Origin of the sequence: Pseudomonas sp. SWRI111 (assembly GCF_014268555.1) — a bacterium.
Taxonomy (GTDB): domain Bacteria; phylum Pseudomonadota; class Gammaproteobacteria; order Pseudomonadales; family Pseudomonadaceae; genus Aquipseudomonas; species Aquipseudomonas hamedanensis.
Genome location: NZ_JABWQQ010000006.1, coordinates 55,088 through 70,331 on the forward strand (window position 1 = coordinate 55,088; position 15,244 = coordinate 70,331).

Genomic DNA, 15,244 nt, shown 5'->3' on the forward strand with positions numbered 1-15,244 from the left:
TACCTAAGCCAAAACGGATCAACGAATGTCGATCCCCGCAGCGCGCGATTATCTAGTAGCCCGGATGACAACGCATCAGGGGTAACAAAGTATTTATCGCGAAAACAGCCTGAAAACGTCGAAATTTCCGAAAAAGGTGTTTCAGCCACTGTCAGGTCTGTAACAAAAACGTAACGGGACCATCGTTGACCAGATGCACCTGCATATCGGCGCCGAATCTACCTGATGCCACAGTGCCATGCATCTGTTTCGCCTGGCTCAATAGATAGTCGAACAATTCTTCGCCCAAGGCCGGTGGCGCCGCTGTCGAAAAGCTTGGCCGCAAGCCGCTTTTGGTGTCAGCGGCGAGGGTGAACTGAGAGACCAGCAGCAATCCGCCGCTCACATCCGTCAGCGACAGGTTCATCTTGCCTTCGGCGTCACCGAATACCCGATAGTTAAGCAGTTTATGCAGAAGTTTGTCGGCGCTGGTACGCGTGTCGTCGGGTTCGACCGCCACCAGCACCAGCAACCCCTGATCGACCGCGCCAACCACTTCGCCGGCCACTTCGACCCGCGCACCGCGTACGCGCTGTAACAGCGCCTTCATGCTTCTTCGAGTGGCAGGTCGAGCAGGCGCTGAGCCATTTTGCTCGCGGCGCGCACCAACGCATCGGTGATGCCCGGTTCGGATGCCGCGTGCCCGGCGTCGCGAATCACCTGCAATTCGCTGTTGGGCCAGGCCTGATGCAATTCCCAGGCGTTGTCGAGCGGGCAGATCACGTCGTAGCGACCATGAATGATCACGCCGGGCAAGTGAGCGATCTTGCCCATGTCGCGGATCAACTGGTTCGGCTCAAGGAAAGCATTGTTGGTGAAATAGTGACATTCGATCCGCGCGATCGACAGCGCGCGCTGCGGCTCGGAGAAACGATCGACCACCAGCGGATTCGGCCGCAAGGTCGCGGTACGCCCTTCCCAGGTCGACCAGGCTTTGGCCGCGTGCATCTGGGCGATCTGGTCATTACCGGTCAGGCGTTTATGGAAAGCGTTGAGCAGGTCGTCGCGCTCGTCCAGCGGGATCGGCGCGATGTAGTCCTGCCAGTAGTCGGGAAACAGGCGGCTGGCGCCGGCCTGGTAGAACCACTCGATTTCCTGCGGACGGCAGAGAAAGATCCCACGCAGGATCAGGCCATGGACGCGTTCCGGATGGGTCTGCGCGTAGGCCAGCGCCAGGGTCGAACCCCACGAGCCGCCGAACAGCACCCATTTTTCAATGCCCAAGTGCTTGCGGATGCGCTCAAGATCTTCAACCAGATCCCAAGTGGTGTTGTTTTCCAGGCTGGCATGCGGGGTGGAGCGACCGCAACCGCGCTGGTCGAAGGTGACAATGCGATACAGGTTCGGATCGAAATAGCGCCGGCTCTGCGCGTCGCAGCCAGCACCGGGGCCACCGTGGATGAACACCACCGGCAGACCCTCCGGCGAGCCGCTTTCATCGACATACAGTGTATGGGTGTCATCGACAGCCAGATCGTGCCGGGCGTGAGGTTTGATCTGCGGAAACAAAGTCTGCATTGCGCGCTCCGTAAGGGGTCGAGGTCATCCCTGAGGGGACTTCTATTATTCTGCCGTTGGGCATCATAAACCCGATTTGCGTCAATGAGCATGCCTGTGCGCTATCGCCGTTTGTCAGCCATTAGCCTCACCGGTCGAACGCGATCCTGTGGGAGCGAGCCTGCTCGCGAAAGCGGTGTGTCATTCGGCATGGATGCTGGCTGAACGAACGCCTTCGCGAGCAAGCCCGCTCCCACAAGGGGGGTTATGCGCTGTAGTGAGATTTTGCCCAGGCCAGATAACCCTGCAGCAACTCCCTGAGCACCACCCGCGTCGGTTCGGCCAGGTCGGCGCGATAGCGGAACGGTTCGAACTCTTCCATGTAAGTGGATTGACACAGTTCCAGTTGCACGGCGTGGATGTTCTGCGCCGGGTTGCCGTATTGCCGGGTGATGTGGCCGCCCTTGAAGCGACCGTTCAGCACATGACTGAACTGATCATGGCGGGCGCAGATTGTTTCCAGTTGCGAGGCCAACTGCGGATCGCAACTGGCGCCATTGAACGTGCCGAGGTTGAAGTCCGGCAGTTTGCCGTCGAACAGGTGCGGGATGATCGAACGGATCGAGTGCGCGTCGAACAGCAGCGCGTAGCCGAACTCGGCTTTCAGCCGCGCCAGCTCCTCCTGCAAGGTGCGGTGGTACGGCGTCCAGATTTGTTGCAGATACCTCGCCCGCTCTTCATCAGACGGCTCCAGACCTTGCTGGAACAACGGAATGCCGTCGAACAACGTCGCCGGATACAGACCGGTGGTCGCCCCGGCGTACAACGGCTTGTCGTCGGACGGCCGGTTCAGATCGATGACGAAGCGCGAATATTCGGCAGCCAGGGTGCTGGCGCCCAGTTCTTCCGCAAAATCGTAGAGCTGCGGAATGTGCCAGTCAGTGTCCGGCAGGCTTTTGGCCGCCGGGATCAACCCGGACTCGACCGCCGGGGTCAGACGCACGCCTGCGTGCGGCATGCTGATCAGCAGCGGCACGCGGCCTTGTTTGAAGTTCAGAACCTTGTCCACAACCGCTCTCCTACAGATTTGATTCAACGCCGTGACGCACGACGCGCTTGTCCAGATCACCGCCGAGCCAATAGGCCAGATCCGCCGGCCGATCGATTTGCCAGGCGACGAAATCGGCGACCTTGCCGGCCTCCAGCGAGCCGTGGCTCTCGGCCATGCCCAGCGCTTGCGCGGCATGAATCGTCGCGCCGGCAAGGGCTTCTTCCGGGGTCATGCGAAAACAGGTGCAGGCCATGTTCAGCATCAGGCGCAACGACAGCGCCGGCGAGGTGCCGGGGTTGAGGTCACTGGCGATGGCAATCTTCACTTTGTGCTTGCGTAAGGCGTCCATCGGCGGCACCTGCGTCTCGCGCAGAAAGTAGAACGCGCCCGGCAGCAGGACCGCGACGGTGTCGGCGGCGGCCATGGCGATGGCGTCGTCCTCGTCCATGAACTCCAGATGATCGGCGGACAAGGCTTGATAACGCGCGGCGAGGCTGGAGCCGTGCAACGAGGAAAGTTGCTCGGCATGCAGCTTCACGGGCAGACCGAGTCGTTGTGCGGCGACGAACACCCGCTCGACCTGCGCCGGCGAGAACGCCAGGTATTCGCAGAACGCATCCACGGCATCGACCAGACCTTCAGCGGCGAGGGCCGGCAGCATCTGATCGCAGACCAGATCGATGTAATCGTCGGCGCGGTCCTTGTACTCCGGCGGCAAGGCGTGCGCCGCCAGGCAAGTGCTGCGTACGCTGATCGGCAGCGCTTCGGCCAGGCGACGGATGACTCGCAGAATCTTGCGCTCATTGGCCAGATCGAGACCGTAGCCAGACTTCATTTCCACGGTGGTCACGCCATCGCGCATCAGGCTTTTCAGACGTTTGGCGGCGCTGGCGAACAGCTCGTCTTCAGTGGCTTCGCGAGTGGCGCGCACGGTGCTGGCGATGCCGCCACCCTGCGCTGCGATCTCGGCATAGCTGACACCTTGCAGGCGCTTTTCGAACTCACCGCTGCGATTGCCGCCGAACACCGTGTGGGTGTGGCAGTCGATCAGGCCAGGAGTGACCCAGGCGCCTTGCAGATCATTGACCGCCGGGTATTCGCCGGACGGCAACTGAGTGCGCGGGCCAATCCACTCGATCAGCGCGCCCGAGGTGACGATCGCGGCATCCTCGATGATCGAATAGGCGCCGTTGGTCATGGTTGCGACGTGGCAGTGCTGCCAGAGGGTTTTCATCCCAAGTCCTCGTCTTGTTCAAAATCGTTTCGCGAGCAGGCTCGCTCCCACAGGGAAACGTATTCCAACTGTGGGAGCGAGCCTGCTCGCGAATAGTCCCTTACAGGCTCGGCAGAAGCTTCGCCGGAACCAGCTCAGTCAAACACCGCGAAGCCAGCAACTCGGTCGCCGCATTGATGTCCGGGGCGAAGAACCGGTCCTTCTCGTAAAACGCCACTTCCTTGCGCAAGATCGCCCGCGCCTGTTCCAGTTTCGGCGAGGTCTTCAGGCCGTTGCGCAGATCCAGGCCCTGCACCGCCGCGAGCCATTCCACCGCAAGAATCCCGCGGGTGTTTTCAGCCATTTCCCACAGACGCTTGCCCGCCGCCGGGGCCATCGACACGTGGTCTTCCTGGTTGGCCGAGGTCGGCAGGCTGTCGACCGAATGCGGATGGGACAGCGCCTTGTTCTCGCTGGCCAGGGCCGCCGCCGTCACTTGGGCAATCATGAAACCGGAGTTCACACCGCCATTGGCAACGAGGAACGGCGGCAGTTGCGACATGTGTTTGTCCATCATCAGCGATATCCGGCGTTCGCTCAGCGAGCCGATTTCGGCGATGGCCAGGGCCATGTTGTCAGCGGCCATCGCCACCGGTTCGGCGTGGAAGTTGCCGCCGGAAATCACATCGCCCTCGGCGGCAAACACCAGCGGGTTATCCGACACCGCGTTGGCCTCGATCGCCAGCACTTCAGCAGCCTGACGGAACTGCGTCAGGCACGCGCCCATGACTTGCGGCTGGCAGCGCAGCGAGTACGGGTCCTGAACCTTGTCGCAGTTCTGGTGCGAGGCGGACACTTCGCTGCGCTCACCGAGCAAATCGCGATAAGCCGCAGCGGCATCGATCTGCCCCTTCTGACCACGGGCGGCGTGAATGCGCGCATCGAACGGCGAGCGCGAACCCAGCACGGCTTCAACGGTGAGACTGCCGAGCGCCAGTGCACCGGCAAACAGGTCCTCACCTTCAAACAATCCGCGCAGCGCAAATGCTGTAGAAACCTGAGTGCCGTTAAGCAGCGCCAGGCCTTCCTTCGCTGCCAACGTCAACGGCGTCAGGCCAGCGATTTTCAGCGCCTCGGTCGCTTCCATCCACTCGCCCCTGTAGCGCGCCTTGCCCTCGCCCAGCAGCACCAGCGACATGTGCGCCAATGGCGCGAGATCGCCCGATGCACCCACCGAACCTTTCAGTGGAATGTGCGGGTAAACCTCGGCATTGATCAGCGCGATCAGTGCGTCGATCACCAGACGGCGAATCCCGGAGAACCCACGGCTGAGGCTGTTGACCTTGAGCACCATGATCAGCCGCACCAGCTCATCGCTGATCGGCTGGCCGACACCGGCTGCGTGCGACAGCACCAGCGAGCGCTGGAGGTTTTCCAGATCTTCACTGGCGATGCGCGTCGAGGCCAGCAGGCCGAAACCGGTGTTGATGCCGTAGGCAGTGCGGTTCTCGGCAAGGATCTGCTCGACGCAGGCGACGCTGGCTTCGATCTGCGCGCTGGCGCTGTTGTCGAGGGTCAACGTGACCGGGTTCTGGTAGACGTCACGCAGTTGGGCCAGGCTCAGTTGGCCGGGGATCAGGTTCAGCGCAGTCATTAATGTGCTCCTTTTGTGAGTTCGTCTCTTGAATAAAGAGAAACTGCCAGTCGCTCCGGAGCATTCCGTTATCCGTCGCCTCTCGTCTTTTGAACGATCCGCGCCTTGGCACGCTGGCAGGGGTAGTTGTCAGTGCAAATTCGGTAAAACGCTGTGCAGCACATTCGGCGCTTTCAACACGCTCGCCGCAGCGGCGATGTCCGGCGCCAGCCAGCGATCCTGATCGTAGGCCGGCACCGTTTCGCGCAGCAGGCGCCAAGCGACATCGGTGCCGGCGCCGAAGCGTTGTTCCTTGAGAAATTCCAGCGCCTGCGCCGCCAGCAGGTATTCGATGGCGAGGATCTGCGTGCAGTTTTCCAGCGCACGGTGCAGCTTCAGCGCGGCGTTGGTGCCCATGCTCAGGTGGTCTTCCTGCAGGCCCGAGGTGATGTAATTGTCGAGGACCGCCGGTTGCGCCAATTGCCGGTTTTCCGCGCATAGCGACGCCGCGACGTATTGCACGATCATCATCCCCGAGTTGACTCCCGGATTGGCCACCAGAAACGCCGGCAGTCCGCTGACGTGCGGGTTGACCAGGCGATCGAGGCGGCGCTCGGCAATCGAGCCGATTTCGGCCATGGCAATCGCCAGCAGGTCCGCCGCCATCGCCACCGACTGCCCGTGCGGGTTGGCTTGCGACATGACCCGGAAGTTGTCCGGCGTGCCGAGCAGCAGCGGGTTATCGGTGCAGCCGTTGAGTTCGGTTTCGACCTGTTTGATCGCATGTTCCAGTTGATCTCGCGCGGCGCCGTGCACCTGCGGGATCGAACGAATGCTCAACGCATCCTGGGTGCGAATGCCCTTGCTCGAAGCGATCACTTCGCTGCCCTCAAGCAGCGCACGCAAATTGGCGCCGACCTGCTGCATGCCCGGATGCGCTTTCAGCGCGATGATCTCGGCATCGAACGCATCGATCTGACCACGCTGGGCTTCGAAGCTCATCGCACCGATGACGTCGGCCCATTGCAGCAGCCGTGTTGCGTCGGCGATGGCCAGGCAGCTGAGGCCGGTCATGCACGGCGTGCCGTTGACCAGGCACAAACCATCCTTCGCACCGAGCGGCACAGGTTGCAGGCCCTCCTCGGCCAGCGCCTGTTGCGCTGGCACGATCTGCCCGCGATAGCTGACATTGCCGACGCCGAGCAGCGCAATGCCGATGTGCGCCATGTGGGTCAGATAACCCACCGAACCCTGCGACGGCACCTGCGGGGTGATGCCGCGATTGAGCAGCGCCAGCAGTCCTTCGACCACCCGCCGATGCAGGCCGGATTTGCCGTGGCTGTAGTTGTGGATCGCAGCGCAGAGGATCGCGCGGGTCTGCTCGTCGGCGAGAACCGGGCCGACCCCGCAGGCATGGCTGAGCAGGGTGTTGCGCGAGAGCTGGCTGAGTTGTTCATCTTGCAGGGAGACGTTAGACAAACCACCCAGGCCGGTGTTGACGCCATAGGCGCGCTCACCGCTGGCGACAATGCGCTGGACGATGCCTTGGGCGTTTTCGATACGCGCCCAGGTCTCGCTGGACAGCTCCAGCCGCGCGCCATGACGGGCGACAGCGAGCACGTCCTGCCAACGCAGGTGGGCACCGGTGATCACAATTTTTTCAGCCTGGGACATCTTTAACCTCATACCAATTCTGTTGATGCAGGTAACCCTGTGGCGAGGGGATTTATCCCCGTTCGGCTGCGAAGCAGTCGTAAAACCAGCCACCGCGGTCTGTCTGACAGATTTGGGGGCATTGTTTGGGGCGGCTTCGCCACCCAACGGGGATAAATCCCCTCGCCACAAAGGCAACTCAGTCTCAGACCACCGCCGCCCGCCGCTGCACAAACCGGTCGACATACTCGTCCGCCGGCGAATGCAGGATCTCTCTCGGCGTACCGACCTGAATCAACCGGCCATCCTTGAGAATCGCAATGCGATTGCCGATGCGCACGGCTTCGTCGAGGTCGTGGGTGATGAAGACGATGGTCTTGTGCAGGGTCTTTTGCAGGTCCAGCAACTGGTCCTGCATCTCGGCGCGGATCAACGGATCCAGCGCACTGAACGCTTCGTCCATCAGGATGATGTCGGTGTCCGCCGCCAATGCCCGGGCGAGGCCGACACGCTGACGCATGCCGCCAGAGAGCTGGTGCGGGTATTTGTTTTCGTAACCTTTGAGGCCCACAGTGTTGATCCAGTGCAGCGCGCGTTCGGCGCACATCTGCTTGCTCTCGCCGCGCACTTTCAGGCCGTAGGCGACGTTGTCGAGCACGCTCTTGTGCGGCAGCAGGCCGAAGCTCTGGAACACCATGCTGATCTTGTGCCGGCGAAATTCGCGCAGGGCGTCCCTGTCGTATTGCAGGATGTCCACGCCGTCGACGAGGATCGCCCCGCTGGTCGGGTCGATCAGGCGATTGAAGTGGCGCACCAAGGTGGATTTGCCCGAGCCGGACAGGCCCATGATCACGAAAATCTCGCCGGTGCCGATGCTCAGCGACAGGTCGTTGACCCCGACCACGCAACCGGTTTCGTTCAGCACCTGATCCTTGGTCTTGCCCTGACCGACCATGGCCAGCGCATCCTTGGCGCGGTTGCCAAAAATCTTGAAGACGTTTTTGACTTCGATCTTGCTCACGGTTGCGTTGCTCATTTGCTCACCTCATGCCGTGGCCGACCGTATGCCTGAGTAATGCGGTCGATGACCACTGCGAGAATCACGATCGCCAGACCAGCCTCGAGGCCACGTCCGACGTTGAGGGTCTGAATCCCCACCAGCACATCTTCACCGAGGCCACGGGCGCCGATCATCGAGGCGATCACTACCATCGACAGGGCCATCATGGTGGTCTGGTTGATCCCGGCCATGATGCTCGGCAGGGCCAGCGGCAGTTGCACACCGAACAGTTGCTGCCAGCGGTTGGCGCCGAACGCGTTGATCGCTTCCATCACTTCGCCGTCAACCTGGCGAATACCGAGGTCGGTCAGGCGAATCAGCGGCGGCGCGGCGTAGATCACGGTGGCGAAAATCGCCGGGACCTTGCCCAGGCCGAACAGCATCAGCACCGGAATCAGGTACACGAAACTGGGCATGGTCTGCATGATGTCGAGCAGCGGCATCAACACCGAACGCAGGCGATTGCTGCGGGCCGAGAGAATCCCCAGCGGAATACCGATCAGCACTGAGATGAGCGTCGCCACCATCATCAGCGCCAGGGTCTGCATGAGCTTGTCCCACAGGCCGACCGCGCCGACGAGGAACAACAGACCGACGATGACGGCCGTCGTTACCACTTTGCGCGTGGCGTGCCAGGCGACGACACCGACGATCGCCAGCATCAACCACCACGGCGCCGCGCGCAGCAGACCTTCGAGGTTGACGATGGCCCAGAGCAGGGTGTCGGAGATGTGGCGGAACACATCGCCGTAGTTGGTGACCAGCGAATCGACCCAACCGTTGACCCAGTCGGCGATGGAAAAGGTAAAGCTTTCGGGAAACATAAGAGACTCTCAATCAAGGGGTTGCGATCAAGCGTCCGGCTGCCGGTGGCGGCAGCCGGAATGGCTCGACCTACAAGGCCGCGTCGATCTTTTTGGCTGCGTCTTCGCTCACCCATGCGTGCCAGACTTCAGGATGTTCCTTGAGAAAGATTTTCGCCAGTTTTGGCGACTCGATGCGCTCCTTGGCCATGCGCCCCAGGTTCTGGTTGAGCAGGTCGATCGGCAAGTTGACCTTCTCCAGCACGGCGACCAGTTCCGGCGCTTCGTCATGGAAGGTTTTCGACAGGCCGACCTTGGTGCTCACGGTCTTGTCGACGCCGGGTTTTTCCTCAAGCTTGACCAGATCCACCTGCCCCATCAGCGGGGTTGGCGACCAGTAATAAAACAGGATCGGCTCGCCACGCTTGTAGCTCGACAGCACGGCTGCATCCAGCGCAGGTCCGGTGCCCGGACGGAAGTTGGTGTAGCTGTTTTCCAGGCCATAGCTTTTCAGCATTTCGCTGTTGTCGAGTTCGCAGGTCCAGCCGGCCGGGCAATTGTAGAAACGGCCCTTGGACGGCTCTTCGGCGTCCTTGAACACGGCGGCGTATTTGCCCAGGTCAGCGATGTTTTTCAGGTCCGGTGCTTTCGGTTCCAGCTTGCGCCTGGCGTCGCCTTCGATCACGTAGCGCGGCACATACCAGCCTTCGATTGCACCCACCACCGGCGCGCCGACACCGACGACCTTGCCGGCCTTCTCGGCCTTGTTCCAGACCTCGCTGCGGCCGACCCACTCTTCGGCGAACACTTGAATGTCGTTGCTGCTCAGGGCGTTTTCCATGGTGATGGAATTGCCCGGCAGGCTGTCGGTCTTGCAGCCGTAGCCTTTTTCCAGCACCACTTGCATGACGTCGGTCAGCAGCATGCCGCTTTCCCAGTTCAGGCCGGCGAATTTCACCGGTTTGCCCGATTCGCACCAGCCGGCAGCCTGGGTCGCGCCGGCACTGGCCAACAGGCCCATGGACAGCAGTGTGGTCAGCAGGGTCTTGTTCGATTTCATTGTTGTGACGCTCCTAATCATGAATGGGCTTACGGCAGTCAAGAGGCATCCAGCCTGTCCACGTCCAATTCAGGCCTGCGCCGCAGCGCGACCGGCCCCGCTTGTTTTAGGTTGTACAACGCTGTTCTGCTCGACCGGCAGAATCAGGTGATCGGGCACTGCGCTGTGCCATTTTTTTGCGCAGACGTAATAGACGGCAGCGGGCAGCAGCAGACCGATGATCCAGGAAATGTCCACGTCACCGAGGGCAGCCACCAGCGGCCCGGTATAGAACTTGGTCGAGATGAACGGCAGCTGCACCAGCACGCCGAACACATAGACGCCGATACCCAGCAGGTTCCAGCGGCCGTAGCGACCGTTCGGATCGGCCAGCGCCGGCACGTCATAGCGCTCGCGGGTAATGCAGTAGTAGTCCACCAGGTTGATCGCGCTCCACGGCGTGAAAAACGCGAGCAGGAACAGGATGAAAGACTTGAACGCACCAAGGAACGAATGCTGGCCGAGCAAGGCAATCAAGGTTGCCGCGCCGACGATAAACAGCACGAACACCAGCCGCTGCAAACGCGTGACCTGCAAGTGGCCGCGAAAACCACTGATGATGGTCGCGATGCACATGAAGCTGCCGTAGGAGTTCAGCGTCGAAATGGTGACCTTGCCGAACGCGATGCTGAAATACAGCAGCGCAGCGGTGGCGCCGGTGCCGCCCAGACCGACGATGTAGGCCACTTCATGTCCGGCGAATTGACCGTTGGCCGAGGCCGCGGCAAACACCCCGAGAATCATCGCAACCTGAGCGCCCACCACCGAACCTGCACCGGCGGCAAAGAAGGTTTTGACCGCCGACGTATTGCTCGGCAGGTAACGGGAGTAGTCAGCGACGTAAGGCCCAAAAGCAATCTGCCAAGAGGCGGCGAGCGATACCGCGAGGAGGAAACTGCTCCAGCTGAAGTGGCGAATTTGCAGGAGCGCGCCCACGTCGGTCTGGCTCATCAGCCGCCAGAACAGGAACACGAAGGCGATCACGCCAATGACACTGGCGACGCGGCCGATCCAGTGGATCACGCGATAACCGAGCACCGTCACCAGCACGATCACGCTGGCAAAAATCAGGATGCCAACGCTGTCGCTGACGTTGAACAACTGGCCCAGCGCCTGCCCGGACAGCACCGTACCGGTGGCGGTGAAGCCCAAGTACATCAGGCACACCAGCACGATGGGAATCGCCGCGCCGTAAACGCCGAACTGCACACGACTGGAAATCATCTGCGGCAAGCCCAGTTTCGGCCCTTGCGCCGCATGCAGCGCCATCACGCCACCGCCGAGCAGTTGCCCGATCAGCAGACCGATCAACGACCAGAACACATCGCCGCCCAGCACCACGGCCAGGGCCCCGGTGACAATCGCGGTGATCTGCAGGTTGGCGCCCATCCACAGGGTGAACTGGCTGAACAGACGACCGTGTCTTTCCGCTTCCGGGATGTAATCGATCGAACGCCTTTCGATCAACGGTTTGCTGCCTGCACGATCGGTGTTAACAGCCATGATTCAACCTCTGTGGATTGTTCCGGGTTTTGTTTTTTTGGCTTTTTGTAGGAGTGAGCCTGCTCGCGATGGCGGTGTGTCAGTCAGCACATTTGCTGAATGTGCTGGCCTTATCGCGAGCAGGCTCACTCCTACAGGGGAAAGCATTACTTTCCAGTGATCATCGGCAGATTCAGCCCCTGCTCTTTCGCGCAGTCGATTGCGATCTGGTAGCCGGCATCGGCATGGCGCATGACCCCGGTAGCCGGATCGTTATGCAACACGCGCGCGATGCGCTCGGCCGCTTCATCGGTACCGTCGCAGACGATCACCATCCCCGAATGCTGCGAGAAGCCCATGCCGACACCGCCGCCGTGGTGCAAGGACACCCAGGTCGCACCGCTCGCGGTGTTGAGCAGCGCATTGAGCAATGGCCAGTCGGACACGGCGTCGGAGCCGTCCTGCATCGATTCGGTTTCGCGGTTGGGACTTGCGACCGAGCCGGAATCGAGGTGGTCGCGACCGATCACGATCGGCGCCGACAACTCGCCGCTGCGGACCATTTCGTTGAAGGCCAGACCCAGCTTGGCGCGCAAGCCCAGACCGACCCAGCAGATACGCGCCGGCAGACCCTGGAAGCTGATGCGCTCGCGGGCCATGTCCAGCCAGTTGTGCAAATGCGCGTCGTCGGGGATCAGCTCTTTGACCTTGGCGTCGGTTTTGTAGATGTCTTGCGGATCACCCGACAACGCCGCCCAACGGAACGGGCCGATGCCACGGCAGAACAGCGGACGGATGTAGGCAGGTACGAAGCCTGGGAAATCGAAGGCGTTTTCGACGCCCTCTTCCTGGGCCATCTGACGAATGTTGTTGCCGTAATCGAAGGTCGGGATGCCTTGCTTCTGAAATTCCAGCATGGCTTTGACGTGCACGGCCATCGACTGCTTGGCAGCCTTGATCACCGCGGCCGGTTCGGTCTTGGCGCGGGCGCGGTATTCGTCCCAGCTCCAGCCGGCCGGCAAGTAACCGTTGAGCGGGTCGTGGGCGCTGGTCTGGTCGGTGACCATGTCCGGACGCACGCCGCGCTTGACCAGCTCCGGGAGAATTTCCGCGGCGTTGCCGAGCAGGGCAATCGAGATGGCTTTGCCTTCTTTGGTGTATTTGTCGATGCGCGCCAGGGCGTCGTCGAGGTCTTTGGCTTGCTCATCGACGTAACGGCTTTTCAGGCGGAAATCGATGCTGACCTGCTGGCATTCGATGTTCAGCGAGCAGGCGCCGGCCAGGGTGGCGGCCAACGGTTGTGCGCCGCCCATGCCACCGAGGCCCGCGGTCAGCACCCAGCGACCTCTAAGGTCAGCGTTGTAGTGCTGGCGGCCGGCTTCGACGAAGGTTTCGTAGGTGCCCTGGACGATGCCCTGGCTGCCGATGTAGATCCAGCTGCCGGCGGTCATCTGGCCGTACATGGCCAGGCCTTTGGCGTCGAGTTCGTTGAAGTGTTCCCAGCTCGCCCAGTGCGGCACCAGGTTGGAGTTGGCGATCAGTACGCGCGGCGCGTTGCTGTGGGTTTTGAACACACCGACCGGCTTGCCCGATTGCACCAGCAGGGTTTCGTCGTCGTTCAGGTTAGTCAGGCTCTCGACGATCTTGTCGTAGCATTCCCAATTGCGCGCAGCACGACCGATGCCACCGTAGACCACCAGCTCTTTAGGGTTCTCGGCGACTTCCGGGTCGAGGTTGTTCATCAGCATGCGCAGCGGCGCTTCGGTCAGCCAGCTCTTGGCGGTCAGCGTGTTACCGCGTGCAGCACGGATTTCGACGTCGCGATACTTTGTGGTTTTCCGGGTATTGTCAGTCACGAAAAAGACTCCTCAGCGATCAATTCAAACCAACCCTGGCAGCGGGCAGCAGCCTGCGCGCATCAATGCGCGACAAGCGAATCAGTGGACGCTGCGGAGAGTCTCGAGCGACTCATACGCATACGTCTTTACTTGTACATACAAGCATATGCAATCAAGCGGCCAACTTGCTGAAGGGCTGTTCAAGAAAAATTGCGCCCGAGGCTGGAGAACGCCTGGATCAAGGGTCCTGGCGTGAATGAAATTTTCTTCGCAGATATTTTGGGGAGGTTGGGATTGGCTGCGAGAGCGTGGTATTGCGCCACGCTGGGGCGTTCGGTAACAAGTTGGTGCGCGGAGGGAAACGGGAAGTGTGAACGCGATTGTGGCGAGGGGATTTATCCCCGCTGGGTCGCGAAGCGGCCCCATTCTCGATTAAAAAAGCGGTCTGCTGCGCAGCCCAACGGGGATAAATCCCCTCGCCACAGGGGTGTGTTCAGTTTTTGAGGAGTTCGATCACGCAGCATGCGGCGTTGGTGGAGACTTCGACCAGCCCGCTGTTGCCGTCCAGTTGCAGGCAATCATGCCGACCGAGCTGCGAAACACCGTCGCCAACACGCACGTCCATCAGCTCACTGATACTGAACACCAGTACCGTCCCCGCCGAACTGAAAAACCGTTGCTCGCCATCCAGCCACTGCAACCGCGCGCTGTAACGTTGCGGCGCATAAATCAGATTGAAGTCGCGAATCGCACCGCCGAGCAAGGTGCACGACACCTGGCTTTCGCCACTGAAGGCGAACGGGTCGAGGGGTAACAGTGGACGGGTATCGTCACCGTCGACACACAGGGTCATGCCGTCACCCTGTAACACGGTGATCACTCGCTCGTAGCCGGCGAAGGTCGAAAAACCGCCCGATTCGGCGATGTCGGCAATCGACAGGCGCCAGCCGAAACCGTCCAGGCCAGCACCCGCGTCGCGGGTGATTTCTTCAGTGCTGCCGCCGCCATTTTTCCACGGCATGCGCGGGTAGCCTTCGGCGCGGAGAACCTTCACTTCATATTTCATTTATGGAACCGCCCTTCCAGACGATGACGCGAACCCGGATGGATCAAACGCGCCGCCGTCACCGGCTGACGCCCCGACCAGGTACGCCGGCGAATCAACAGGCACGGCTCGCCTTTTTCAATTTGCAGCAGTTTGCACTCGGACGGTTCGGCGAGGATCGCCTCGACCACATGTTCGCCTTCGGTCAGCGGCGCCACCTGATTCAGATAGGCATAAGGAGTTTGCAGGGTGAAGTCCTGCTTGAGGTATTCCGGGGCGACCAGTGCGTTGACGAAACGGTCTTCGATTTGCACGGGAATGTCGTTTTCGTAATGCACGATCAACGAGTGAAACACTTTCTGCCCTTCGCGCATGTCCAGCGCCAGTGCGCGCTCGGAACCGGCGGCCTCTTCTTCCAGCGTGATGACCTGGCAGGTGTGACGGTGGCCGCGCGAGGCGATTTCGTCGGCGATGTTGTGCACTTCGAACAGCGCGGACTGGCTCTTCGGCTCGGCGACAAACGTGCCGACGCCCTGCATGCGTACCAGCAGACCGTCGGCGGTCATTTCGCGCAGGGCACGGTTGATCGTCATGCGGCTGAAACCAAGTTGATTGACCAACTCGCTCTCGGATGGCACGCGGTAGTGCGGCGGCCAGTTACCGCTGTCGATCTGCTGGGTGATCATCTGTTTGACGCGGGCGTACAAGGGCGCCGGACTGTCGCCCATGTTCGCGGCCAACGGAGAGACTGGAGGCGGAGTCGGCACGGTTGATCCCTGTTCATTGGATGAAAGTGACTAGCTTGCCGGAGTTTACCGGGCAGGCAAACGT

The 15,244-nt window shown here is 61.2% G+C and carries 13 protein-coding genes; all 13 read right to left on the reverse strand.

Annotated elements, in window-relative coordinates:
• Window positions 1-151 precede the first annotated feature (151 nt).
• A complete protein-coding gene (gene dtd, locus HU755_RS09685; RefSeq protein WP_186631935.1) occupies window positions 152-589 on the reverse strand; it encodes a D-aminoacyl-tRNA deacylase in 438 nt (145 codons plus the stop codon).
• Entirely contained in the window at window positions 586-1,557 is a 972-nt protein-coding gene (gene pip, locus HU755_RS09690; RefSeq protein WP_073471584.1) for a prolyl aminopeptidase, read from the reverse strand. The genes dtd and pip overlap by 4 nt, the downstream gene beginning before the upstream one ends.
• Window positions 1,558-1,801: 244 nt before the next feature.
• Window positions 1,802-2,605 carry an N-formylglutamate deformylase gene (gene hutG / locus HU755_RS09695; protein ID WP_186631938.1) on the reverse strand — a complete coding sequence of 268 codons (804 nt, stop codon included), beginning with the start codon at window positions 2,603-2,605 and terminating at the stop codon, window positions 1,802-1,804.
• 10 nt (window positions 2,606-2,615) lie between these two features.
• Window positions 2,616-3,821, reverse strand: a complete 1,206-nt coding sequence (hutI, locus tag HU755_RS09700; protein WP_186631941.1) for an imidazolonepropionase — start codon at window positions 3,819-3,821, stop codon at window positions 2,616-2,618.
• 100 nt (window positions 3,822-3,921) lie between these two features.
• Complete coding sequence (gene hutH / locus HU755_RS09705) at window positions 3,922-5,454, reverse strand: histidine ammonia-lyase (protein WP_186631944.1); 1,533 nt, start codon at window positions 5,452-5,454, stop codon at window positions 3,922-3,924.
• 129 nt (window positions 5,455-5,583) lie between these two features.
• Complete coding sequence (hutH, locus tag HU755_RS09710; protein ID WP_186631948.1) at window positions 5,584-7,107, reverse strand: histidine ammonia-lyase; 1,524 nt, start codon at window positions 7,105-7,107, stop codon at window positions 5,584-5,586.
• 184 nt (window positions 7,108-7,291) lie between these two features.
• On the reverse strand, window positions 7,292-8,122 hold the full coding sequence (locus HU755_RS09715; RefSeq protein WP_186631951.1) for a glycine betaine/L-proline ABC transporter ATP-binding protein: 831 nt from the start codon (window positions 8,120-8,122) through the stop codon (window positions 7,292-7,294).
• Window positions 8,119-8,970, reverse strand: coding sequence for a proline/glycine betaine ABC transporter permease (locus HU755_RS09720; RefSeq protein ID WP_186552111.1), 852 nt, complete (start codon window positions 8,968-8,970; stop codon window positions 8,119-8,121). The genes HU755_RS09715 and HU755_RS09720 overlap by 4 nt, the downstream gene beginning before the upstream one ends.
• A gap of 70 nt (window positions 8,971-9,040) precedes the next feature.
• A complete protein-coding gene (locus HU755_RS09725) occupies window positions 9,041-10,009 on the reverse strand; it encodes an ABC transporter substrate-binding protein (RefSeq protein WP_186631954.1) in 969 nt (322 codons plus the stop codon).
• Between the two features lie 69 nt (window positions 10,010-10,078).
• Complete coding sequence (locus tag HU755_RS09730; RefSeq protein WP_186631957.1) at window positions 10,079-11,551, reverse strand: cytosine permease; 1,473 nt, start codon at window positions 11,549-11,551, stop codon at window positions 10,079-10,081.
• A gap of 146 nt (window positions 11,552-11,697) precedes the next feature.
• Window positions 11,698-13,386 carry a urocanate hydratase gene (gene hutU, locus HU755_RS09735; protein WP_186631960.1) on the reverse strand — a complete coding sequence of 563 codons (1,689 nt, stop codon included), beginning with the start codon at window positions 13,384-13,386 and terminating at the stop codon, window positions 11,698-11,700.
• A 475-nt stretch (window positions 13,387-13,861) separates the two neighbouring features.
• On the reverse strand, window positions 13,862-14,434 hold the full coding sequence (locus HU755_RS09740) for a HutD family protein (protein ID WP_186631963.1): 573 nt from the start codon (window positions 14,432-14,434) through the stop codon (window positions 13,862-13,864).
• Window positions 14,431-15,141, reverse strand: a complete 711-nt coding sequence (gene hutC / locus HU755_RS09745) for a histidine utilization repressor (RefSeq protein WP_163013658.1) — start codon at window positions 15,139-15,141, stop codon at window positions 14,431-14,433. The genes HU755_RS09740 and hutC overlap by 4 nt, the downstream gene beginning before the upstream one ends.
• Window positions 15,142-15,244 lie beyond the last annotated feature (103 nt).